At 71.4% G+C, this 21,306-nt stretch carries 18 protein-coding genes; 3 read left to right on the top strand and 15 right to left on the bottom strand.

Translation table 11 applies throughout. The features are described from left to right. Nucleotides 1-16: 16 nt before the first annotated feature. From HQQ85_RS07865 to HQQ85_RS07840, 6 genes are all read right to left on the bottom strand, one after another. Nucleotides 17-1,420, bottom strand: a complete 1,404-nt coding sequence (locus HQQ85_RS07865) for an alpha-hydroxy acid oxidase (protein ID WP_173181986.1) — start codon at nucleotides 1,418-1,420, stop codon at nucleotides 17-19. A 31-nt stretch (nucleotides 1,421-1,451) separates the two neighbouring features. Then, entirely contained in the window at nucleotides 1,452-2,204 is a 753-nt protein-coding gene (locus HQQ85_RS07860) for a FadR/GntR family transcriptional regulator (RefSeq protein ID WP_371741812.1), read from the bottom strand. Nucleotides 2,205-2,315: 111 nt separating this feature from the next. Further along, nucleotides 2,316-3,119, bottom strand: coding sequence for an SGNH/GDSL hydrolase family protein (locus tag HQQ85_RS07855; RefSeq protein WP_173181985.1), 804 nt, complete (start codon nucleotides 3,117-3,119; stop codon nucleotides 2,316-2,318). Nucleotides 3,120-3,243: 124 nt separating this feature from the next. Further along, on the bottom strand, nucleotides 3,244-5,781 hold the full coding sequence (locus HQQ85_RS07850) for a cell wall-binding repeat-containing protein (RefSeq protein WP_173181984.1): 2,538 nt from the start codon (nucleotides 5,779-5,781) through the stop codon (nucleotides 3,244-3,246). Nucleotides 5,782-5,941: 160 nt separating this feature from the next. Further along, nucleotides 5,942-6,145, bottom strand: a complete 204-nt coding sequence (locus HQQ85_RS07845) for a hypothetical protein (protein WP_173181983.1) — start codon at nucleotides 6,143-6,145, stop codon at nucleotides 5,942-5,944. A 59-nt stretch (nucleotides 6,146-6,204) separates the two neighbouring features. After that, entirely contained in the window at nucleotides 6,205-7,110 is a 906-nt protein-coding gene (locus tag HQQ85_RS07840) for an aldo/keto reductase (protein ID WP_173181982.1), read from the bottom strand. 100 nt (nucleotides 7,111-7,210) lie between these two features. Here HQQ85_RS07840 and HQQ85_RS20735 point away from each other — a divergent pair, with 100 nt between their 5' ends. Further along, nucleotides 7,211-7,798, top strand: coding sequence for a DUF1707 domain-containing protein (locus HQQ85_RS20735; RefSeq protein ID WP_216851585.1), 588 nt, complete (start codon nucleotides 7,211-7,213; stop codon nucleotides 7,796-7,798). Nucleotides 7,799-7,901: 103 nt separating this feature from the next. Further along, a complete protein-coding gene (locus tag HQQ85_RS07830; protein WP_173181981.1) occupies nucleotides 7,902-8,843 on the top strand; it encodes an NAD(+)/NADH kinase in 942 nt (313 codons plus the stop codon). Nucleotides 8,844-8,864: 21 nt separating this feature from the next. Here the strand turns inward: HQQ85_RS07830 and HQQ85_RS07825 are convergent, their stop codons facing one another. The 8 genes from HQQ85_RS07825 to chvE form a co-directional block, all read right to left on the bottom strand. After that, nucleotides 8,865-9,548, bottom strand: coding sequence for an endonuclease/exonuclease/phosphatase family protein (locus HQQ85_RS07825; RefSeq protein WP_254069293.1), 684 nt, complete (start codon nucleotides 9,546-9,548; stop codon nucleotides 8,865-8,867). A gap of 95 nt (nucleotides 9,549-9,643) precedes the next feature. Next, the gene (locus HQQ85_RS07820; protein WP_173181980.1) at nucleotides 9,644-11,083 is read right to left on the bottom strand and encodes a rhamnulokinase family protein; all 1,440 of its coding nucleotides are present in this window, start codon (nucleotides 11,081-11,083) and stop codon (nucleotides 9,644-9,646) included. Nucleotides 11,084-11,092: 9 nt separating this feature from the next. Beyond that, complete coding sequence (locus HQQ85_RS07815) at nucleotides 11,093-13,129, bottom strand: bifunctional aldolase/short-chain dehydrogenase (RefSeq protein ID WP_173181979.1); 2,037 nt, start codon at nucleotides 13,127-13,129, stop codon at nucleotides 11,093-11,095. Nucleotides 13,130-13,234: 105 nt separating this feature from the next. Then, nucleotides 13,235-13,987 (bottom strand): DeoR/GlpR family DNA-binding transcription regulator, encoded by a 753-nt coding sequence (locus tag HQQ85_RS07810; RefSeq protein WP_173181978.1) that lies wholly within the window; start codon nucleotides 13,985-13,987, stop codon nucleotides 13,235-13,237. Nucleotides 13,988-13,994: 7 nt separating this feature from the next. Next, nucleotides 13,995-15,197 carry an ROK family protein gene (locus HQQ85_RS07805; RefSeq protein ID WP_371741811.1) on the bottom strand — a complete coding sequence of 401 codons (1,203 nt, stop codon included), beginning with the start codon at nucleotides 15,195-15,197 and terminating at the stop codon, nucleotides 13,995-13,997. Between the two features lie 129 nt (nucleotides 15,198-15,326). Next, nucleotides 15,327-16,547: a multiple monosaccharide ABC transporter permease gene (mmsB, locus tag HQQ85_RS07800; RefSeq protein ID WP_173181977.1), complete on the bottom strand. Its 1,221-nt coding sequence runs from the start codon at nucleotides 16,545-16,547 to the stop codon at nucleotides 15,327-15,329. Nucleotides 16,548-16,552: 5 nt separating this feature from the next. Continuing rightward, nucleotides 16,553-18,082: a multiple monosaccharide ABC transporter ATP-binding protein gene (mmsA, locus tag HQQ85_RS07795; RefSeq protein WP_173181976.1), complete on the bottom strand. Its 1,530-nt coding sequence runs from the start codon at nucleotides 18,080-18,082 to the stop codon at nucleotides 16,553-16,555. 98 nt (nucleotides 18,083-18,180) lie between these two features. After that, a complete protein-coding gene (gene chvE, locus HQQ85_RS07790; protein ID WP_173181975.1) occupies nucleotides 18,181-19,305 on the bottom strand; it encodes a multiple monosaccharide ABC transporter substrate-binding protein in 1,125 nt (374 codons plus the stop codon). Nucleotides 19,306-19,574: 269 nt separating this feature from the next. Here chvE and xylA point away from each other — a divergent pair, with 269 nt between their 5' ends. Next, nucleotides 19,575-20,768 (top strand): xylose isomerase, encoded by a 1,194-nt coding sequence (xylA, locus tag HQQ85_RS07785; RefSeq protein WP_173181974.1) that lies wholly within the window; start codon nucleotides 19,575-19,577, stop codon nucleotides 20,766-20,768. Between the two features lie 44 nt (nucleotides 20,769-20,812). Here xylA and HQQ85_RS07780 read toward each other — a convergent pair whose 3' ends face one another. Beyond that, a complete protein-coding gene (locus HQQ85_RS07780) occupies nucleotides 20,813-21,268 on the bottom strand; it encodes a nucleoside deaminase (RefSeq protein ID WP_173181973.1) in 456 nt (151 codons plus the stop codon). Between the last annotated feature and the right edge of the window lie 38 nt (nucleotides 21,269-21,306).

Here is a 21,306-nt window from a genome sequence, read left to right as displayed (position 1 = left end):
TCGGGCCCCGACCTCATCAGGCGTCGGCGCCGGTCGCGGCCTCGGCGGCCGTCACGGGCTTGGCCGGCTTGCGCGCCGTGTTCGTGGTCGAGGTGGCGGGCTTCGAGGCACCCGCGGCACCCGACCGCGCCTTCACGGCCCGCGCCCGCTCGGGCGCCGCCGAAGCCGCCGCCGCGACCGCCGGCGACACCGCGCGAGGCGCCAGCCGCTCGAGCTGCGTCACGTGCGACGGGTTCAGCTCCTCGAGCGAGTTCACACCCAGCAGCCGCATGGTGCGCGAGATCTGCTCGCCGAGGATGCCGATCATCCGGTCGACGCCCTCGCGCCCGCCGGCCATCAGCCCGTAGAGGTAGGCCCGCCCGACGAGGGTGAACCGCGCCCCGAGCGCCACCGACGCCACGATGTCGGCGCCCGACATGATGCCCGTGTCGAGGTGCACCTCGTACTCCGAGCCGAACTCGCGGGCGACGTCGGGCAGCAGGTGGAACGGGATCGGCGCCCGGTCGAGCTGACGCCCGCCGTGGTTCGACAGCGTGATCGCGTCGACGCCGAGCTCGGCCAGGCGCTGCGCGTCGCCCATCGACTGCACGCCCTTGACGACGATCTTGCCGGGCCACTGCTCCTTGATCCACTCGAGGTCCTCGAAGGTCACCGTCGGGTCGAACATGGTGTCGAGCAGCTCGCCGACCGTGCCCGACCAGCGGTCGAGAGAGGCGAACGAGAGCGGCTCGGTGGTGAGGAAGTTGATCCACCATTCGGGGCGGGGCAGGGCGTTGATCACGGTGCCGGGCGTGAGCTGCGGCGGGATCGAGAAGCCGTTCCGCTTGTCGCGGAGGCGCGCGCCGGCCACCGGCACGTCGACCGTCACGAGCAGCGTGTCGAACCCGGCGGCGGCGGCACGCTCGACGAGCGCCATCGACCGCGGCCGGTCCTTCCACATGTACAGCTGGAACCAGTTGCGCCCGGTCGGGTTCGCCTTCTTCACGTCCTCGATGGCCGTGGTGCCCATGGTCGACAGCGAGAACGGGATGCCCGCCGCCCCGGCCGCGCCGGCCCCCGCGATCTCGCCCTCGGTCTGCATCATGCGCGTGAAACCGGTGGGCGCGATGCCGAACGGCAGCGACACCGGCGCCCCGAGCACGTCCCACCCGGTCGAGACCGTGGACACGTCGCGCAGGATCGCGGGGTTGAACTGGATGTCCTGAAAAGCCTGACGCGCGCGCTGCAGGCTGATCTCCGCCTCGGCGGCGCCCTCGGTGTAGTCGAAGGCGGCCTTCGGGGTGCGGCGCTTCGCGATGGTGCGCAGGTCGTCGATGGTGAGCGCGGCGTTCAGCCGGCGGCGCTTGGCCTGCAGGTCGGGCGCCTTGAACTGCATGAGCGGCGCGAGGTCGCGGACTTTGGGGATGCGGCGCTGGACCATGGGTTTCGCTTTCCTTCGTTCTCGGTGGGTGTCAGTGGTCGTGGATGCTCGAGACGTTCGTCTCGGCGTGATAGGTCTCGATGTGGTTCCGGATGCGCGTCCGCGCCCCCTCGGCGTCACCCTCGTCGATGGCGCCGACGATGGCGCGGTGCTCCCGGGCCAGCCGCTGCTGCGTCGCCGCCCAGTCGGGCAGCACCGAGGCGCCGACGCGGATGTACTGCTCGATCGAGTCGCGGAGCCCCGACATCATCGCGGCGATCACCGCGTTGCCCGAGGCGGCGGCGAGGGCGAGGTGGAACGCCTGGTCGAGCGTGAGGAACTCGTCGCGGCCGATCGGCGCTCCGTCGGCTCCCGCCAGCTCCATCGCGTCGAGCAGCTCGCGCGCCTCGGTGAGTGCCGGCCGCCCGGTGCTCAGCTCGGTGACCACGGCCGACTCCAGCACCACTCGGGTCGCCACGACGTCGGGCACGGCGAAGCCCTGCGCCGCGACCTGCAGCCGCACCAGCGCGCTCATGCCCCCGGTCGGCCGGGCGATGATGACGGCGCCCGACTGCGGCCCCGACCCCGCCCGCGTGCTGATCAGCCCGAGCACCTCCAGCACCCGGATGGCCTCGCGCACGCTCGAGCGCCCGACCCCGAGCTCCGCGGCGAGGGCCCGTTCGGCCGGCAGGTGGTCGCCCGGCTTCAGGATGCCCGCCACGAGGTCGCCCTCGATGCGACGCAGCACGACCTCCCACGCCCGCCCGCTGTCGGCGGCGGGGGTGACCTCGGCGACGGCGCTCACGCTGTCCTCCTCGACGGCTCATGTGGTCAGACCATGTGGTCAGACCACACGGTACCAGAAAGCGCCGGACCTGTCAGCCGGCGCCGTGTAGCTGCGTACCGACCCGCGCCGTCAGCCCGCGCTGCCTGCCGAACCCGCCGAGCCGAGGAGCGCCCGCAGCCGCTCGTCGACCGCCGTCGCGAGCACCCGCTGTCCCGCGGCCGTCGGATGCGTGTCGTCGAACTGCATCAGGTCGAACCGGCCGGAGAGCGGCTCGCCGACGTCGACCCAGCTCGCGCCCTCCGCCTCGGCCGCCGAGTGCACCGCGTCGTTGATCTCGCCGAGCTCGGGCGGCGGCTCCTGGTCGCCCCAGATCGCACCGAGGCCGACCAGCGCCGAGCCGGGGAAGGCCCGGTGCAGCGCCGTGAACGCCTTCGTCGCGGCGTGCTCGACCTTCTCGGGGTCCCGGCCGAGGTCGTTGCTGCTGGCGGACACGACGATCAGGGCGGGCGCCTCCGGGTCGTCGTGGGCGTCGGCGATCGCCTGCGCCACCTGCTCCGCGAAGGTGTGGTCGTCGTCGCCCGGCTGCACGAAGCCCGCGCCGTCCTCGGCCAGGTTCGTGACCTGCCAGCCGTTCGCCCGGGCGAGCACGGCCGGCCACGCCTGCTCGGCGTCGAGCCCGTTGCCCGACATGATCGAGTCGCCGATGGTCACGACCTCCTGCCGCTGCCCGCGCGGCGGAGCGCCGGTGCCCGTGTCGATGGCCCAGGGGGCGGCGGGGGCGGGGCCGGATGCCCCGAACTCGGCCGTGCCTGCGGCGGGGGCCGAGCATCCGGCCAGCAGCAGGGCCGAGGTGAGCGCCCCGGCGAGGGCGAGGCGACGGATGCGCGGCCGGCCGCTCGCCCGTCGGCCACCCCGACCCCGCTGCACCCGCACAGCCCGAAGTCTCGACCCCGGGCCTGGGAACCGGCGCGGAATCACCCGGGAGCGGACCGCGCGGCACCGGCGGCCGATCGCACCGATCCGGGTCAGCAGCGTTTCAGGTCAGCACCGATCCGGGTCAGCAGCGCTTCAGGGCCTGCACCTCCGCGCTGAGCGAGACGGTGCCTCCGACGAGGGTGACGTGCTCGGTGTCGAAGCCGTCGAGGGCGGCCAGGACGTCGTTCGGCACGCACGAGGGCGGCACGACGTACAGCGGGGCGCCGAACCGGGCGGCGACGGGGCCGCCGGCCAGGGCATCCGCGAACCCGGAGCCGCTCGCCAGCAGCACCCGCGTCGTCGGCGGGGTGAAGTAGGCCGCGTTGATCGCCGAGCTCGTGGCGTAGCGGTCGCCACCGGCCAGGCGGGTGACGCGCTGCATCGTCGGCACCTGGTAGAGCTGGCCCTCGGTCTCGGAGGAGACGGTGAGCAGGCCGCCGACGATCGCGGCGTCGGTCGTGCCGAGCTTCGTCAGGAGCGACGCGGTGGCGCCGTCGAGGCCGGCCGGCCCGTTCACGAGCACCACCGGCATGGCCGACCCGGCGCCCGCAGCCCCGGCCGAGAGGGCGTCGGGGAAGTTCGCGCCCGTGGCCAGGAACACCGACGGCGCGGAGGGGAAGGCGCTGGCGACGATGGCCCGGCCCGTGGCGTAGCGGTCGGCGCCGGCCAGGCGGGTCACGGGAGCGATGGTCTTCGCCGCGTCGGCGACCGCGGCCGAGACGCTGTTCAGGCCTCCGACGATGACGATCTTCGCTGGATCGAGCCGCTGGAGCTCGGTGCGCACGGCGGCGGGCAGTGCCGTCGGGGTGGTGAGCAGCAGGGGGCCGCCCTGCTTCGCCGCGGCGGGGCCGGCGGCGAGGGCATCCGGGTACGTGGTGCCGGTGGCCAGGTAGACGACGGGTGCGCCCGAGGGGAAGGCCGCCTTCGACAGCGCGATGGCGGTGCCGTAGCGGTCGGCGCCCGAGAGGCGGTCGCGGGTGGTGACGCCCGACACGTCGACCGCGCCGAGGCTGATCGAGACCGTCGCCGACGAGGATGTGAGCGACTTCACCGACACCGTGAACCCGCCGAGGTCGGTCGTCAGACTGTCGCCGGACGCGAGGAAGCGATGCCGTTCGGAATCGCTCGCCGCCGTGTCGAGGAGCGCGGCCGACGACTCGCTGAAGCGCTGCGTGCCGTCGAAGTCCTCGTACGGATCGAGCCGCAGCCGGAGCACGCGCACGCCGGTGCCGTAGTCGGGGTAGTACGCCCCGACGGTGCTGTAGAAGGCCTGGGCGTCACGTCCGTTCGCGACCGAGGTGCCCGTGCCCGAGCGGTACTCGAGGTAGTAGCGGCCGCCCGTCCTGGGGTCGGTGACGACGACGCCCCGGGTGCCGGAGGTCGCCGACGCGGCGGCGAGGGTCGCGGTGACGGTCGCCGTCGACTGGCCACTCGGCAGGGTCACCGTCTGCAGCCCCTTTCCTGGGGCGAGCACTCCGAGGTGAACGCGGTGGGTGACGTTGAGGGCGGCCAGGGCCTCGGTCGTCGCGAGGGCGGCTCCCGATCCGTCGACCAGGCGGAAGCCGCCGGACATCACGTCGTAGTAGTCGCCGTACGACGCGTCGTAGCAGGGCGGGGACGTCTCGAGCACCCCCGGGGAGCCGGGACACTCGACGTCGTTCGAGTGGCCGAGCGAGATGTTGTGGCCGAACTCGTGCGCCATGACCTGGTTCTCGTCCACGCCCGGGTCGACCACCGCCCAGATCTCGCCCCCCTCGCCGACCCCGTTGCCGATCGTGCCATAGCCCGTGCCCGCACCGCAGGCCTTGCTGGCGATCACGACGAGGTGGGTCGGCGTCGACCGGCTCCCGTCCCAGTACGACTGCTCGGAGGAGCCGAACGCCGAGGCGGCCGTCGACCATGCCGCGGAGCTGTCGCAGCCGTTCTGGGTGATGCGCTTGTAGCCGCCGGTGGCGCTGAGCGAGGCGACCTGTCCGCCCGACTGCTGCACCCAGAAGGCGCCGAGGTTGCTCACGATGCGGTTCACGACGGAGTCGGGGAAGACCCCGGACGAGCTCTCGCCGGGCTGGGTGACGACGGCGACGTTCAGCACGTGCGCCTTGGGGGAGGCCGCCGCCTGCTCCTGTGCCTGGGGCTGGGCCTCGGCTGCCAGCGCTGTCCACTCGGCGATCGCCGGGGCCGGAGCGCCGTCGCGGGTGGCCGCCGCCACCTCGCCGAGCAGCTCGGGGGAGGGCGCGGTGCCGGCGGAGTCGAGCTCGTCGTGCGCCCTCGCCGAGAGCTGCTCGGCGAGGGCGTCGGGCAGCGCCAGCTCGACCTGCGCCCGGTCGCCGGTGCTCGTGCCGGTGGGAGCGTCGGGCAGCGGCACCGCGACGCCGCCGTCGGTGAGGATCGCGTAGTCGAATCCCGTCGGCGCCGACGGCGGGACCGCCGCGGGGTCGTCGGTGACGAACGGCGGCGCCTCCTTCGGCACCACCCGCACGAGGCCCTCGACGGTGACGGAGAGCGATCCGTCCGGCAGGGCGGAAGTCGCCGCTGCCGGGCCGGCGGCCGTGGTCGCCGCGAGGGACAGGCCGAGCGCGAGGGCCGTGCCGAGGGCGAGCGAGCGGAGCGACGTTCTCATGGGCGATCTCCCGGAGGGACGGGTGCGCGGCACGGCCTCGCGGCGTCGGCGCTGCGGGCTGACCCGCATCCTATGGCCCGCCCGCCCGACGGCACCAGAGTGCGCCCGCAGCGGGCCCGCCCGCGCGGCGGCGCCAGACCGGCCGCCTCGCGGCATCCGCTCAGATCTCGGTGAGCATCTGCTCGAATCGTACCGTCGCGGCCTGCGAGGTCATGCTGCCGCTCGTCACCGCCGAGACGACGCGGAAGTACTCCAGCCGCAGCCGCGCCCGCTCGGGCGTCACCGGTCGGCGCACATGGTCGAGGGCGAAGGCGACGTCGGTGCGCGCGATCAGCGCCTCCCGCGTCCAGCTCGTGTCGTTCACCCGGTGACCGTAGCCCGCCGAGGTTAACCGCCGGTGAAGGCGCCCGCCGGCCGCGACCGTCAGGCCAGGCGTGCGAGCTCCTCGTCGTCGAGCTCGAGGGCGAACGACTGCACGAGGGCCGGCAGCTGCTCGACCGTGCGGGCGCTCGCGATCGGCGCCGCGACCGTCGGCTGCTGGCGCAGCCAGGCGAGCGCCACGGCCGCGACCGGCACGGAGCGCTCGGCCGCGATGGCGTCGAGGGTGGCGAGCAGCTCGACGTTGCGGGGGTCGTCGAGATACGCGGATGCTCCGCCGGCCCGCGCCGAGTCGACGACCTGGCCCGGCCGGTACTTTCCGGTGAGGAACCCGCTCGCGAGGCCCGAGTAGGGCAGCTCGACGATGCCGAGGTCCTTCAGGGTGGCCTGCAGCGCCGTCTCGAAGGAGCGGTCGACGAGGTTGTACTGGTCCTGCGCGACCGTGAAGGCGGCGAGCCCGGCCTCGTTCGCGATCGACACGGCCGAGCGGAGCCGCTCGGCCGAGAAGTTGGAGGCGCCTGCCTCGACGATCTTGCCGGCCTGCACGAGCTCGTCGAACACGGCGACGTACTCCTCCTGCTCGACGGACTCGTCGTCGCGGTGGGCGTAGTAGAGGTCGATGCGGTCGGTCTGCAGGCGGCGCAGGGAGTCCTCGACGGCGGCGCGCACGTTGGCGGCCGAGAGGCCCGGGCGCTCGGCGAGCGAGAAGACCTTGGTGGCGACGACGACGTCGTCGCGCCGGCCGCGACTCGCGAACCACTCGCCGATCACCGTTTCGGACTCGCCGCCCGAGTTGCCCGGTACCCAGGCCGAGTAGACGTCGGCGGTGTCGACGGAGCGCCCGCCGGCATCGACGAAGGCGTCGAGCACGGCGAAGGACTCCTCGCGACTCGACGTCCAGCCGAAGGTGTTGCCGCCGAGCACGAGGGGGCCGAAGTCGAGCGAGGTCATGGTGTCCTTTCGAGGGGGAGCAGTCCTTCCACGCTACGCCCGCGGCCCTCCCCTGGTTCGGGGCTACCGCTCAGGGTGCGGCGTCGGGCAGGGTGGCTGCATGAGCTATGACGACACCCGCACCTCCCACCTCCGCCTGAGCCACGCCGACCGCGACGCCGCGATCGCCGCCCTCGCCCGCGCCGAGGCGGAGGGCCGCCTGACCGCCGACGAACTCGCCGAGCGCACCGCCGCCGCGGGCCGGGCGGTCGTGCGCGGCGACCTCGCCCCGCTCTTCACTGACCTCCCCGACACCGACGCCGGCCCTCTCGCCGACCCGGCCGCCCCGGCGGCACCCCCCGCTTCCGCTCCCGGTGTCGATTCCGCGCCCGCCGGCCCGCCGGCGAACCCCGCCTTCGCCCAGGCGCCCGGCTACGGCGGCCCGGGCTACGGCGCACCCGGCTACGGCGGCCCGGGTTACGGCGCCGGCTACGACTACTCCGGCCGCAGCACCGGTCCCGCTCCCCTCGGCGGCGCGGCCGGCGTCGTCGCCGTGAGCGTCACGCCGCTGATCGCGCTCGGCCTGTTCCTGGCCTGCGGCTTCCTCATCCCGGGCGGCTTCGCCTGGTCGTGGGTCTTCTGGCTGTTCGTGCCGATCGTCGGCATCGTCGTCTGGGGCCCGGCCGGCCGCGGCCACGACCACCGCTGATGACCCCGGCTGACGGGCCCGGCCGGCCGCGGCCACGACCCCGGTAGCCTCGGGAGAACCGACGGCCGGAGCGTCGCCCACGCGCATCCGCTACCCTCGCCGCATGCCCCTCGCGACGATCGGTCTCATCCCGCACCCGAGCAAGGACGTCACGCGCTCGATCGGCCTGCTGCGGGAGTGGGATGCCGCGCATCCGGCCACCCTGATCGCGCTCGAGAGCGACGCCGGCCGGGTCGGCGACGGCATCGAGCTCGTGACCGAGGCGGCGTTCCTCGATCGCGCCGAGGCGGTGGTCGCCCTGGGCGGCGACGGCACGATGCTCGGCGCGATGCGGCTGGTCGCGGGGCGGGAGCCTGCCATCCCGGTGCTCGGCGTGAACTACGGCAACCTCGGCTTCCTCGTCGAGGTCGAGCCGGTCGAGCTGCCCGAGGCGCTCGACCGGCTGGCGGCCGACGACTTCCAGCTCGAGGGCCATCACGCGCTCGAGGTCGTGGTGCGGGGTGCCGACGGGTCGGTGCGCGCCGAGTCGCTCGCCTTCAACGACGTGGCGGTGGCCCGGATGCCCGGGTCCGGCGTCGTGACGGCCGACCTCCGTGTCGACGGCCGCCCCTACGGGTACTACCGAGGCGACGCCGTGGTGGTCGCGACCAGTGCCGGCTCCACCGCCTACAACTACGCGGCCGGCGGGCCCGTGATGTCGCCGTCGCTCGTGGCGGCGGTGATCAGCCCGGTGGCTCCGATGACCGGCATCGACCGCGCCGTGGTGCTGAGCGCGCGGGAGCCGATGGAGTTCGAGCTGGGCGACGGCACCCGCGGAGCCGCGGTGGAGATCGACGGGAGGGTGGCGGCCGAGGTGTCGGCGGGTGATCTGGTTCAGGTGCGGCTGCGGGCCGACGCGGCCACGGTCATCCGCTTCGACGCCGAGCGGCACGCGAGCCGCGGGCGGGTGAAGCTGAGCCTGCTCGACCTGCCCCTCAGGCAGGACCAGCTGCTGCAGCTCGTGCCCGAGGCCGTGCGCGCGGAAGCGGCCCGTCGCCGCCGCTGAGCGATCGGAAGGGCCGAGCGGCTAGTCCTCGACGCCCGCCACGAGCAGGATCGGGAGGTGGTCGGACTCGCCCTGGGGCAGCGTGTCGATCGAGTCGATGCGGGTGTGCGCCGAGGTCACGAAGTCGAAGTGCCCCTTGAAGTACTTGTACCGCGCGTAGGTCGGCTTGTCGCTGAAGGAGAGCAGGTAGCCCGACTCCTCCATGCGCTCGCTGAGGTTGCTGCGGAACCACGGGTAGTTGTAGTCGCCCACCATGACGGTCGGCAGACCCGGCCCCATCACGCGCAGCGCGCCGTGGGCGGCCGCGATCTGCTTGCGCCGCAGCGAGTTGGTGGCGGTGAGGGGCGCCGCGTGGAACGAGCCCACGAGGATCTCCTTGCCGAGCGAGTGGTCGTAGAGCTTCGCGGCGAGCAGCCGCTCGTGCGCCGGCGCCATCACGCGGTCGTGCATCGACTTGCGCAGCGCGAAGACGCGGGTGGCGCGCAGCTCGAAGCGGTCGGCGCGGAAGTAGATCGCGAGCCCGAGCCGGTTCGTCTTGGTCGAATCGGCCAGCACGAGATGCTCGATCACCGGGGGCATGTCCTCGGTGTCGCACTCCTGCAGGCAGAGGATGTCGACGTCGTAGAGCTTCGAGAGGTCGATCAGCTCTCCGCTCGCGTGGTGCTTGCGGAGGTTGTAACTGATGATGTTCAGTTCACGTCGCATGGTCGTCGGGCACGCACCTTCTGTCGCCTCAGCCGATCGGATCGGCGAACGGGTCGCCCGGCTGTGGTCACGATTCTGTCACGGCCGGACGACCTCTAGCCTGAGTGCCGCCCCCGAGCGGGCTCGTAGCGCACCGGGCGGAAGGTGCGTGCCACCAGGGACCGCAGCGCCTCGAGCGAGGAGTCCCCGGCGACGAGGCCCTGGGCGCGCGCCTGCACGAGCACGTTGCCGATCGCGGTCGCCTCGACCGGCCCGGCGAGCACCGGCCGCCCGGTGCGGTCGGCGGTCAGCTGGCAGAGCAGGGTGTTTTGCGACCCGCCGCCCACCACGTGGATGGCCGAGACCGTGCGCCCCGACAGGGCGGTGGCCGCCTCGATCGACTGCGCGTAGGCGGCGGCGAGGCTCTCCAGGATGCTGCGCACGACCTCCGCTCGGGACTGCGGTGCGGGCATCCCCCGTGAGCCGAACCAGTCGGCGATCCGTGCGGGCATGTCGCCCGGCGCCACGAACACGGCGTCGCCGGCGTCGAACACGGGCACCGACGTCGTCACGGCTGCCGCCTCGGCGATCAGCGTCGGCAGGTCGATCTGCGCGCCGTCGCGCTCCCAGGTGCGCACCGACTCCGACAGCAGCCAGAGCCCCGAGACGTTCTGCAGGTAGCGGATGCGCCCGTCCACCCCGCCCTCGTTGGTGAACCCGGCGAGGCGCCCCTCCTCCGAGACCACCGGATGCTCGAGCTCCACCCCCACGAGCGACCACGTGCCGCTGGAGATGTACGCGATGTCCTCGGCCGTCGACGGCACGGCGACCACCGCCGACGCGGTGTCGTGCGAACCGACCGCGCTCACCGGGAGCGACGCCGGGGCGCCCAGCTCGGCGGCCACCGCGGGCAGCAGCGTGCCGACGGTGGAGCCGGGTGACACGAGCGGCGGCAGGATGCCCGCCGGCAGCCCGAGGCGCTCGACGAGCTGCCCGTCCCATGCTCCCGAGTGCACGTTCAGCAGCCCGGTCGTCGACGCGTTCGTGACCTCGGCCCGCCGCTGCCCGGTGAGCCAGAAGTTCACCAGGTCGGGCACGAGCAGCATCCCGTCGGCGAGATCGAGGGTTCCGGATGCGCGGTCGGCGGCCAGCTGGTACAGCGTGTTGAAGGCGAGGAACTGCAGGCCGTTCGCGGTGTACAGCTCTGCGGGGGAGACGAGGGCATGGGTGTTCTCGACACCTTCGGCCGTGCGGTCGTCGCGGTAGTGGTAGGGGGTGCCGAGCATCCGCTCACCGCGCAGCAGCGCGTAGTCGACCGCCCAGGAGTCGACCGCGATGCTGCGGATGTCGGGCTCTTCGCGCACCGCCGACGCGAGGCCGGCGGTGACGCTGCGGTAGAGCTCGAGGATGTTCCAGTGCAGGCCGTCGATCACCCGCACGGGGGTGTTCGGGAGGCGCGCGACGGGCACGAGCCGCAGCTCGTCGTGCCCGACGTAGCCGAGCATCACCCGCCCGCTGGTCGCCCCGAGGTCGACCGCGGCCACCGCTGCCGTCATGCCCGGAGCCTAACGGAGGAAGGCCGCGGCGACGCCCGCGTCGACCGGGATGTGCAGGCCCGTGGTGTGCGTGAGGTCGCTGCCCGTGAGCACCGCGACCGCGTTGGCCACGTTCTCGGGGAGCACCTCGCGCTTCAGCAGCGTGCGCTGGGCGTAGTAGGCGCCGAGCTCCTCCTCGGGCACGCCGTAGACTGCGGCGCGCTTGGCGCCCCAGCCGCCGGCGAAGATGCCGGAGCCGCGCACGACGCCGTCGGGGTTGATGCCGTTGACCTTCACGCCGTACTCGCCGAGCTCGGCCGCGAGCAGCCGCACCTGGTGGGCCTGGTCGGCCTTCGTCGCGGAGTAGGCGATGTTGTTCGGGCCGGCGAAGACGGAGTTCTTCGACGAGATGTAGATGATGTCGCCGCCCATCTCCTGCTCGATCAGCACCTTCGCGGCCGCCTTCGAGACGAGGAAGGAGCCCTTGGCCATCACGTCGTGCTGCAGGTCCCAGTCCTTCTCGGTGGTCTCGAGCAGCGGCTTCGAGATCGACAGGCCGGCGTTGTTCACGACGAGGTCGAGCCCGCCGAACTGCAGCAGCGCCGCCTCGATGCCGGCCCGGATCTCGGCCTCGCTGGTGACGTTCGCCTGCACGCCGATCGCGACGTCGGTGCCGCCGAGCTCGGCGGCCGCCGCTTCGGCCTTGGCCAGATCGAGGTCGGCGATCACGACGCAGGCGCCCTCGGCGGCGAGACGGGTGGCGATGGCCTTGCCGATCCCGGATGCGGCACCGGTCACGAGGGCCACGCGGGTGGCGTGCGACTTCGGCTTCGGCAGGCGCTGGAGCTTGGCCTCCTCGAGCGCCCAGTACTCGATGCGGAACTTCTCGGCCTCGTCGATGGGGGCGTAGGTGCTGAGCGCCTCGGCGCCGCGCATGACGTTGATCGCGTTGATGTAGAACTCGCCGGCGACGCGGGCGGTCTGCTTGTTGGCGCCGTAGCTGAACATGCCGACGCCCGGCACGAGCACGATCGCGGGGTCGGCGCCGCGCATGGCGGGGGAGCCTTCGACGGCGTTGCGGTCGTAGTAGGCGGCGTAGTCCTCGCGGTAGGCGGCGTGCAGCTCCTTGAGGCGGGCGATCGAGTCCTCGACGCTCGCGTCGGCCGGCAGGTCGAGCACGAGGGGCTTCACCTTGGTGCGCAGGAAGTGGTCGGGGCAGCTCGTGCCGAGCGCGGCGAGGCGCGGGTGCTCGGCGCTCGCCAGGAAGTCGAGCACGACGTCGGCGTCGGTGAAGGAGCCGACCTGCGCCTTGTCGGTCGAGGCGAGACCGCGGATGGTCGGGGCGAGGGCGGCGGCCTTGGCGCGACGCTCGGCGGGCTCGAGGGCGCCGTAGCCGTCGAGGGCGGGGCCGAAGGGCTCGGGCCTGCCGTTCGCCGCGATGTACTCGGCGGCGGTGTCGATGATCCAGAGCGAGTTGCGCTCGCTCTCCTCGCTGGTGTCGCCCCAGGCGGTGATGCCGTGGCCGCCGAGGATGCAGCCGATCGCCTCGGGATTCTCGGCCTTGATGGCGGCGATGTCGAGGCCGAGCTGGAAGCCGGGGCGGCGCCACGGCACCCAGACCACCTTGTCGCCGAAGATCGTGCGGGTGAGCTCCTCGCCGTCGGCCGCCGTGGCGATCGCGATGCCGGAGTCGGGGTGCAGGTGGTCGACGTGCGCGGCGTCGACCAGGCCGTGCATCGCCGTGTCGATCGAGGGGGCCGCGCCGCCCTTGCCGTGCAGCGTGTAGTCGAAGGCGGCGACCATCTCGTCCTCACGGTCGACGCCGGGGTAGACGTTGACGAGCGCGCGCAGGCGGTCGACGCGGAGCACGGCGAGGCCCGACTCGGTCAGGGTGCCGAGATCGCCGCCCGAGCCCTTGACCCACATCAGTTCGACATCCTCGCCCGTGACGGGGTCGACCTCGAGGCCCTTGGCGGAGGTGTTGCCGCCGGCGTAGTTGGTGTTCTTCGGGTCGGAACCGAGTCGGTTCGAGCGCGCGATCAGATCGGCGGCGGCCTGCGAGGTCATGGATGCTCCATCGGATGTCATGGCGTGTGAACTTCACAAAACATAACACCGGGGCGCGCGGGGGTCAACGGGCGCGCGCCGGGAACGGTCGAAGCGGCGGTCGGCTCAGCGCACCTCGACGAGGTCGCGGAAGGGGTCGAGCCGCGCATCCGCCGCATCGAGCTCGGTGACGAGCAGGGAGATGTTCGCCCACGGGATGGCGACGGCCATCGCCCGCCGCGAGAGCTTGGACGAGTCGAGCAGCAGCACGGTCTCGCGGGCGGCGCGCACGAGCTCCCGCTTGACCTGCGCCTCCTCGATGATCGTCTCGGTGGTGCCGTGCTCGGCGTCGACGGCGCTCGCGCTGGTGAAGAAGCGGTCGTAGGTGAGCATGCCGGCCGCCGCGCAGGCGATCGGGCCGACGAAGCTCTCGGTGCGGGGCTCCAGCTCACCGCCGAGCAGCACGGCGCGCACGCCCCGCACGGCCCGGGCCCGGGCGTGGTTGTGCGCCGAGTTGGTGGCCACCACGAGATCGGTGGCCGGGCGCAGCTGCGCGAGCAGGTGGCCCGAGGTGGAGGAGGCGTCGACCGCGATCGACCCGGTGGCGGGGACGAGGTCGAGTGCCTTCTGCGCGATCGTGGTCTTGGCGGCGTCGCCCGTGCCCTGCCGCTCGGTGAACGAGCGGGCCTTCACGGTCGCGACGGCGCCCCCGCGCACCCGGCTCACGATGCCCTCGTGCTCGAGCGCCTCGAGGTCGCGGCGCACCGTCATGGTCGACACGCCGAGCGCCGAGGCCGACTCCTCCAGCCGGATGATGCCGTGCTCCTCGAGCCGGGCCAGCAGCAGCTCGCGGCGCTCGGCCCCGATCACCGCGACCACCCGGCGCTCACGTCCACATGCCCGCGGGGTCGGCGAGCAGCTGCTCGAAGGCGATCTCGGCCGCGCCCACGACGAGCAGGCGCGAGCGCAGCTGGGCGCGCTCGATGGTGAGCTCGTCGGCGAGCTGGGCGAACGAGGCGGCGCGCACGCCCTCGACGATGCGCTCCGGATGCGCGGCGAACAGCGACCCGAGGAAGCCCCCCAGCAGGATGCGCGAGGGGTTGAACACGCTCACGAAGTCGGCCAGCGCGAGCGTCAGCACGTCGAGCTGCCGGGTGATCTCGGCCTCGACGGCCGGGTCGGAGCTGGTCAGCAGCAGCTGGTCGAACTCGTCGGCGTCGAGGTGGTCGCGGCCCATGGCGGCGAGCAGCCCCGCGAGGTGCACCTCGGTCTCGAGGCAGCCGACGCGACCGCAGTGGCAGTCGATGCCGCCGCCCGCCACGCTGATGTGGCCGAGCTCGGCCGCGTAGCCCTGGGCTCCGCGCAACGGCACCCCGCCGACGAGCACGCCGCCGCCGATGCCGCTGGCACTGCCGTTGACGTAGACCAGGTCGTCGATGCCGCGCCCGGCACCGTAGACGCTCTCGGCGATGATGCCCGCCTTCGCGTCGTTGGCGACCGTGGCGGGGTAGCCCAGCGCCTCGGTCACCAGCTCGGCGAGCGGCTCGTCGTGCCAGTCGAGGTGCGGTGCCAGGGTGACCACGCCGGTGCCGGCGCGCACCAGGCCGGGCACGGCGATGCCGACGCCTGCGATGCGGAAGGAGGTGTCGAGCTCGCTGCGCATCCCGTCGATCACGGCCTTGACGATGTTGACCGTCTCGCGCACCGTCGGCACGCCCGCGGTCTCGTAGCGGATGCGCTTGTGCACGACGCCGCCGAGCCCCACCAGGCCGATGATGATGGCGTCGGTGTCGGGGTTGATCGCGATGGCCGCGACCTGCTCGGAGGGCGTCACGGTGGGGCTCGGCCTGCCGACGCCGCCGTGCTCGGTGCTGGCGGTCTCGTGCGCGAGACCGAGGTCGACGAGCTCGCCGACGAGGGCGGCGATGGTGGAGCGGTTGAGGCCCAGGCGCCGCGTCAGGTCGGCCCGGGTCTGCGCACCGCCGTGGTGCAGGGTGGTCAGGATGGTCGACAGGTTGTGCCGACGGGTCTGGTCGTTGCTGTTGCCGACGCCGGCGCTCACCGGGCGAGGGGTACCGAGGACGGACACGGCGACCTCCTCGGACGGCGGCGGATGAGCGGGGGACGGGCGGCAGACGGCCGCGGGACGGGATGCGAAGGGGGCGGCCGCACGCGACGACCGCCCCCGAAGCTTAACGCCGGGTGACCGGCGCGCGTGTCAGCGGCCGGACCGCCGCTTGTTGATGATGTCGAACGCCACGGCGAGCAGCAGCACCATGCCCTTGATGGCCTGCTGCCAGGCGGCGTCGACCGAGAGGATCGACAGGCCCATGTTCAGCACGCCCATCACGAGACCACCGATCACGGCGCCGACGACGGTTCCGACACCGCCCTGCACGGCCGCTCCACCGATGAACACGGCGGCGATGGCGTCGAGCTCGTAGCTCTGGCCGGCGCTCGCGACGGCCGACCCCGCGCGGGCGGTGGCGACCACACCGGCGAGGGCGGCGAGCACGCCCATGTTCACGAAGATGAAGAAGTTCACCCACTGGGTCTTCACACCGCTCATCTGCGCGGCGAACAGGTTGCCGCCCATCGCGTAGACGTGCCGGCCGAACACCGTGCGGTTGAGCACGAAGGTGTACAGCAGGATGAGCACGGCGAGGATGATCAGGATGATCGGGGTGCCCGAGTAGGCGCTCAGCTGCCAGGCCAGCGCCATCACGGCGATGACCAGGATGGCGCTCTTGATGATGGCCGACACGGCGGGCTCGCGCGGCAGCTCCAGCTTGCGGAGCGTGGCACGGGTGCGCACCTGCTGCACGACGAAGGCCGCGGAGGCCAGCACGCCGAGCACGAGGGTGAGCGTGTCGCGGCCGTCGAGAGCCTCACCGAGGAACGGCGGCAGCCAGCCGGCGCCGATCGCGGTGAACTCGTCCGGCAGGCCGGAGATCGTGCCGCCGGTGAGCAGCACGAGGGTCAGGCCGCGGAAGATCAGCATGCCCGCGAGGGTCACGATGAACGCCGGGATGCCGACGAAGGCGACCCAGAAGCCCTGCCAGGCGCCGATCACGGCGCCGACGACGAGGGCGAGCAGCACGGCGGCCCACCACGGCAGGCCCCAGCTGTTCATCGCGAGGGCCGCGACCGCTCCCACCAGCGCGACGACCGAGCCGACCGAGAGGTCGATGTGGCCGGCGATGATGACGATCACCATGCCGATCGCGAGGATCAGCACGTAGGAGTTCTGCTGGATCAGGTTGTTGATGTTGCCGGGCATCAGCAGGCGCCCGTTGGTGAGCACCTCGAACAGCAGGATGATGATCGCCAGCGCGGCGAGGATGCCGTACTGACGGAGGTCGACCCGCATGCGGCGGGGCGACTTCACCGGGGCCGGGCCCGAGGGCTCGGTCGGTGCTTCGGTGGCTGTGTTCGTCATCGGGGTCAGTCCCTTCCCGCGGTCATGTAGTGCATGAGTGTTTCCTGCGTCGCGTCCTCACGGACGACCTCGCCGGTGATCCGGCCTTCGGAGATGGTGTAGATGCGGTCGGAGAGACCGATCAGCTCGGGAAGCTCCGAGGAGATGACGATGACCGCCTTGCCCTCGGACGCGAGCTGGTTGATGATGCCGTAGATCTCGTACTTCGCGCCCACGTCGATGCCGCGGGTGGGCTCGTCGAGGATGAGCACGTCGGGCCCGGTGAACATCCACTTCGACAGCACGACCTTCTGCTGGTTGCCGCCCGAGAGCTTGCCCACGATGGAGGACACCGAGGGCGCCTTGATGTTCATCGAGGCGCGGTAGCCGTCGGCCACCTTGTTCTCCTGGTTGCGGTCGACCACCCCGCCCTTGGCGAGCTTGTTCAGCGCGGCGGCCGAGATGTTCTCGGAGATGTCGCCGATCAGGTTGAGACCGAACTTCTTGCGGTCCTCCGTGGCGTAGGCCAGGCCGTTCTGGATGGCCTCGCTCACCGTGCGGGTCTGGATCTCCTTGCCCGCCTTGAAGACCTTGCCCGAGATGTTCGTGCCGTAGGAGCGGCCGAAGATGCTCATCGCGAGCTCGGTGCGGCCGGCGCCCATCAGGCCGGCGAAGCCGACGATCTCGCCCGCCTTCACCGTGAAGGAGGCGTCGTCGACGACCTTCCGCTCGGTGTCGACCGGGTGGTACGCCGTCCAGTTCTCGACCCGGAAGTACTCCTCGCCGATGTTCGGCGTGCGGGGCGGGAACTGGTTGTCGAGAGGGCGGCCGACCATCGAGCGGATGATCCGCGACTCGGTCGCATCCGCCTCCTTCATCGAGAAGGACTCGATCGTCTTGCCGTCGCGGATGATCGTGACGGTGTCGGCGATCTTGCGGATCTCCTTCAGCTTGTGGCTGATGATGATGCAGGTGATGCCCTGCTCGCGCAGGTGGTTGATCAGCGTCAGCAGGTGCTCGGAGTCGTCGTCGTTCAGCGCGGCGGTCGGCTCGTCGAGGATCAGCAGCTTCACGCGCTTGGACAGCGCCTTGGCGATCTCGACCAGCTGCTGCTTGCCGACGCCGAGCTCGAGCACCGGGGTGGCCGGGTTCTCGTTCAGGCCGACCCGGGCGAGCAGCACGGCCGCTTCGCGGTTGGTCTTGTTCCAGTCGATGATGCCGCGGCTGGCGTTCTCGTTGCCGAGGAAGATGTTCTCGGCGATCGACAGGTAGGGGCTCAGGGCGAGCTCCTGGTGGATGATAACGATGCCGTCGTGCTCGCTGTCGTTGATTGTCTTGTAGGCGGTCGGGTGGCCTTCGAACTCGATGGATCCGCCGTAGCTGCCGTGCGGGTACACGCCGGACAGGACCTTCATCAGGGTCGACTTGCCGGCGCCGTTCTCACCGCAGATGGCGTGCACCTCACCGCGCTCCACGACGATCGAGACGCCGTCGAGCGCCTTCACACCGTTGAAGTCCTTGGTGATGTCGCGCATCCACAGAATCGCGTTGCTCATGGGTCGCGTCGCTCTCTTCAAGCAAAGGGGGTTGAACAGGATGATCGGCGGCGGCCTCAGGGAGGCCGCCGCCGATGGTGTCAGCGCTTCAGCGCAGGTCAGAGACCGATGTCCGAGGCCTTCAGGAAGCCGGAGTCGACGAGCTTGGTCTGCACGTCGTCCTTCACGACCACCTCGGGGTCGAGCAGGTAGGCCGGGACGACCTTCTCGCCGTTGTCGTACGTCTCGGTGTCGTTGACCTCGACCTCTTCGCCGGCCGCGATGGACTGGACCATGTCGAAGACGCGGTCACCCAGGGCACGGGTGTCCTTCCAGACGGTCATCGACTGCAGGTCGTTGAGGATGGCCTCGACGTTCGCCTTGTCGGCGTCCTGACCGGTGATCACCGGGTAGTCGGCGCCGGCGCTGTAACCGGCCGACTTCAGCGAGGCCTCGATGCCGAGGGCCAGGCTGTCGTTCGGGGAGAGCACCACGTTGACCTTCTCGCCGCCCGTGTAGAAGGAGGAGAGGCGGTTGTCCATCTCGGCCTGGGCGTCGTCCGAGCCCCAGCCGAGGATGCCGATGGCCTTCCAGCCGTCCTCACCCTCGGGGTTCTTGCCGGAGGGGATGACCAGCTTGCCGCTCTCGACGTACGGCTGCAGCACGTCCCACGCGCCGTGGAAGAAGAAGCCGGCGTTGTTGTCGTCGGGGCTTCCGGCGAAGGGCTCGAGGTTGAACGGACCCTTGCCGTCCTTCAGGCCCAGCTGCTCCTCGATGTACTGGCCCTGGAGCTGGCCCACCTTGTAGTTGTCGAAGGTCGCGTAGTAGTCGACGTCGGGGGTGCCGTTGATCAGGCGGTCGTAGGCGATGACCGTGATGTCCTGCTTCTTGGCGTCGGCGAGCACCGGGCCGAGGGTCTCGCCGTCGATGGCGGCGACCACGAGGATCTTCGATCCGCCGGCGACCTGGTTCTGGATCTGCGAGATCTGCTGCTCGGTCTTGTTGTCCGCGTACTGCAGGTCGACGGTGCAGCCGGCGTCCTCGAGCTTCTTCTGCAGGCCTTCGCCGTCGTTGATCCAGCGCTCGAGGCTGCGCGTGGGCATCGAGATGCCGACGTTGCAGTCGGCGACCTGGGCGCCGTCGGTGCTGCCGGCATCGGTCGATCCGCCCGAGCTGCAGGCGGCGAGGCTGGCGGCGAGACCGCCGACGACAGCGAGCGCCATCATTTTCTTCGTCATTGACATGGTGGTGTCAGTCCCTTTCGTGATGTGAAGGGGAAGGCATGTAGCCATTACTCCCTTGTAAGGCGTCAACTCTTGGTGCATCTTTGTTGACTCACGAAACATATACCCCTGTCGAGCGCAACGCAAAGCTTTGATGGAGCGCGATCATCCTGTTTCCGAATCGTGATCTTTGACAGACCGACCGACGTCCGAATATGTTGGGACCGATAACTTTTGCGCGCGCTCCTCGCCGGAGCGACTCACCAAAGACGTTGAACTGGAGCTCCGCCATGTCCTACACCCCCACCCGCGACGACAAGTTCTCCTTCGGTCTGTGGACCGTCGGCTACAACGGCGCCGACCCCTTCGGCGGCCCCACCCGCGCTCCCCTCGACGTGGTGCACGCCGTCGAGAAGCTCTCCGAGCTCGGCGCCTACGGCCTCACCTTCCACGACGACGACCTGTTCGCCTTCGGCTCGACGGATGCGGAGCGCCAGACCCAGATCGACCGCCTCAAGCAGGTGCTCGCCGATACCGGCGTGATCGTGCCGATGGTCACCACCAACCTGTTCTCGGCCCCCGTCTTCAAGGACGGCGGCTTCACCTCCAACGACCGCGCCGTGCGCCGCTTCGCGCTCCGCAAGGTGCTGCGGAACCTCGACCTGGCCGCCGAGCTCGGCGCGAAGACCTTCGTCATGTGGGGCGGCCGCGAGGGCGCCGAGTACGACGCCGCGAAGGACATCCGCTCGGCCCTCGAGCGCTACCGCGAGGCCGTGAACCTGCTCGGCGACTACGTCACCGACAAGGGCTACGACATCCGCTTCGCCATCGAGCCGAAGCCGAACGAGCCCCGCGGCGACATCCTGCTGCCGACCGTCGGCCACGCGCTGGCGTTCATCGAGACCCTCGAGCGCCCCGAGCTCGTCGGCGTCAACCCCGAGGTCGGCCACGAGCAGATGGCGGGCCTGAACTTCGCGGCCGGCATCGCCCAGGCCCTCTACCAGGGCAAGCTCTACCACATCGACCTCAACGGGCAGCGCGGCATCAAGTACGACCAGGACCTCGTGTTCGGCCACGGCGACCTGCACAACGCCTTCGCCCTGGTCGACCTGCTCGAGAACGGCGGCCCGAACGGCGGCCCGTCCTACGAGGGCCCGCGCCACTTCGACTACAAGCCCTCGCGCACCGAGGACGAGACCGGCGTCTGGGAGTCGGCGAAGGCCAACATGCGCACCTACCTCATCCTGAAGGAGCGCGCCGCGGCCTTCCGCGCCGACCCCGAGGTGCAGGAGGCGCTCACCGCCGCCCGCGTGCCCGAGCTCTCGGTGCCGACCCTCGGCGAGGGCGAGTCGTACGACGCCTTCCTGGCCGACACCTCGGCCTACGAGGAGTTCGACGCCGACGCGTACTTCAACGGCAAGGGCTTCGGCTTCGTGCGCCTGCAGCAGCTCGCGCTCGAGCACCTCACGGGCGCCCGCTCCTAGCGCGCACCCTCTGATCCCCTCTCCTCCCTGGGAGGAGGGGGGGGTCAGGCGTCCTCGCCGATGTCCTCGTTCCAGAGGGCCGGTTCGGCCGCGATGAACTCGCGCATCAGCTCGATGCACTCGGCGTCGTCGAGCACGGTCACCTCGACGCCCCGCTCGCGGAGGTAGTCCTCCCCGCCGTAGAACGTGGTGTTCTCCCCGATGATCACCCGCGGGATGCCGTACAGCAGGATCGCGCCCGTGCACATGTCGCACGGCGAGAGCGTCGTCACCATCGTGGCCCGGGCATAGACCGAGGCGGGCAGCCGTCCGGCGGCCGCCAGGCAGTCGGTCTCGCCGTGCAGGATCGGCGAGTCGAGCTGCACCCGCTTGTTGTGGCCGGTGGCGAGCACCTCGCCGTCGACGATCAGCGCGGCGCCGATCGGGATGCCGCCGGTCGCCCGCCCGGCGCGCGCCTCGGCGATCGCATGGCTCAGCAGTTCGGTGTCGGTGGGGGCCATCGTTCGCTCCTTGTGAAGATCGGTCGTGGGTGGGTCGG

It is taken from the genome of Herbiconiux sp. VKM Ac-2851 (genome assembly GCF_013205105.1).
Taxonomy (GTDB): domain Bacteria; phylum Actinomycetota; class Actinomycetes; order Actinomycetales; family Microbacteriaceae; genus Herbiconiux; species Herbiconiux flava.
Note: the sequence above shows the minus strand (reverse complement) of the source record. Positions and strands in the feature narration are given on the sequence as shown.

Coding starts and splice junctions, on each gene's coding strand:
- HQQ85_RS07865 (WP_173181986.1), bottom strand. CDS start 1,420: ATGGTCCAGCGCCGCATCCCCAAAGTCCGCGACCTCGCGCCGCTCATG.
- HQQ85_RS07850 (WP_173181984.1), bottom strand. CDS start 5,781: ATGAGAACGTCGCTCCGCTCGCTCGCCCTCGGCACGGCCCTCGCGCTC.
- HQQ85_RS07840 (WP_173181982.1), bottom strand. CDS start 7,110: ATGACCTCGCTCGACTTCGGCCCCCTCGTGCTCGGCGGCAACACCTTC.
- HQQ85_RS20735 (WP_216851585.1), top strand. CDS start 7,211: ATGAGCTATGACGACACCCGCACCTCCCACCTCCGCCTGAGCCACGCC.
- HQQ85_RS07830 (WP_173181981.1), top strand. CDS start 7,902: ATGCCCCTCGCGACGATCGGTCTCATCCCGCACCCGAGCAAGGACGTC.
- HQQ85_RS07825 (WP_254069293.1), bottom strand. CDS start 9,548: ATGCGACGTGAACTGAACATCATCAGTTACAACCTCCGCAAGCACCAC.
- HQQ85_RS07820 (WP_173181980.1), bottom strand. CDS start 11,083: ATGACGGCAGCGGTGGCCGCGGTCGACCTCGGGGCGACCAGCGGGCGG.
- HQQ85_RS07815 (WP_173181979.1), bottom strand. CDS start 13,129: ATGACCTCGCAGGCCGCCGCCGATCTGATCGCGCGCTCGAACCGACTC.
- mmsB (WP_173181977.1), bottom strand. CDS start 16,547: ATGACGAACACAGCCACCGAAGCACCGACCGAGCCCTCGGGCCCGGCC.
- mmsA (WP_173181976.1), bottom strand. CDS start 18,082: ATGAGCAACGCGATTCTGTGGATGCGCGACATCACCAAGGACTTCAAC.
- chvE (WP_173181975.1), bottom strand. CDS start 19,305: ATGTCAATGACGAAGAAAATGATGGCGCTCGCTGTCGTCGGCGGTCTC.
- xylA (WP_173181974.1), top strand. CDS start 19,575: ATGTCCTACACCCCCACCCGCGACGACAAGTTCTCCTTCGGTCTGTGG.
- HQQ85_RS07780 (WP_173181973.1), bottom strand. CDS start 21,268: ATGGCCCCCACCGACACCGAACTGCTGAGCCATGCGATCGCCGAGGCG.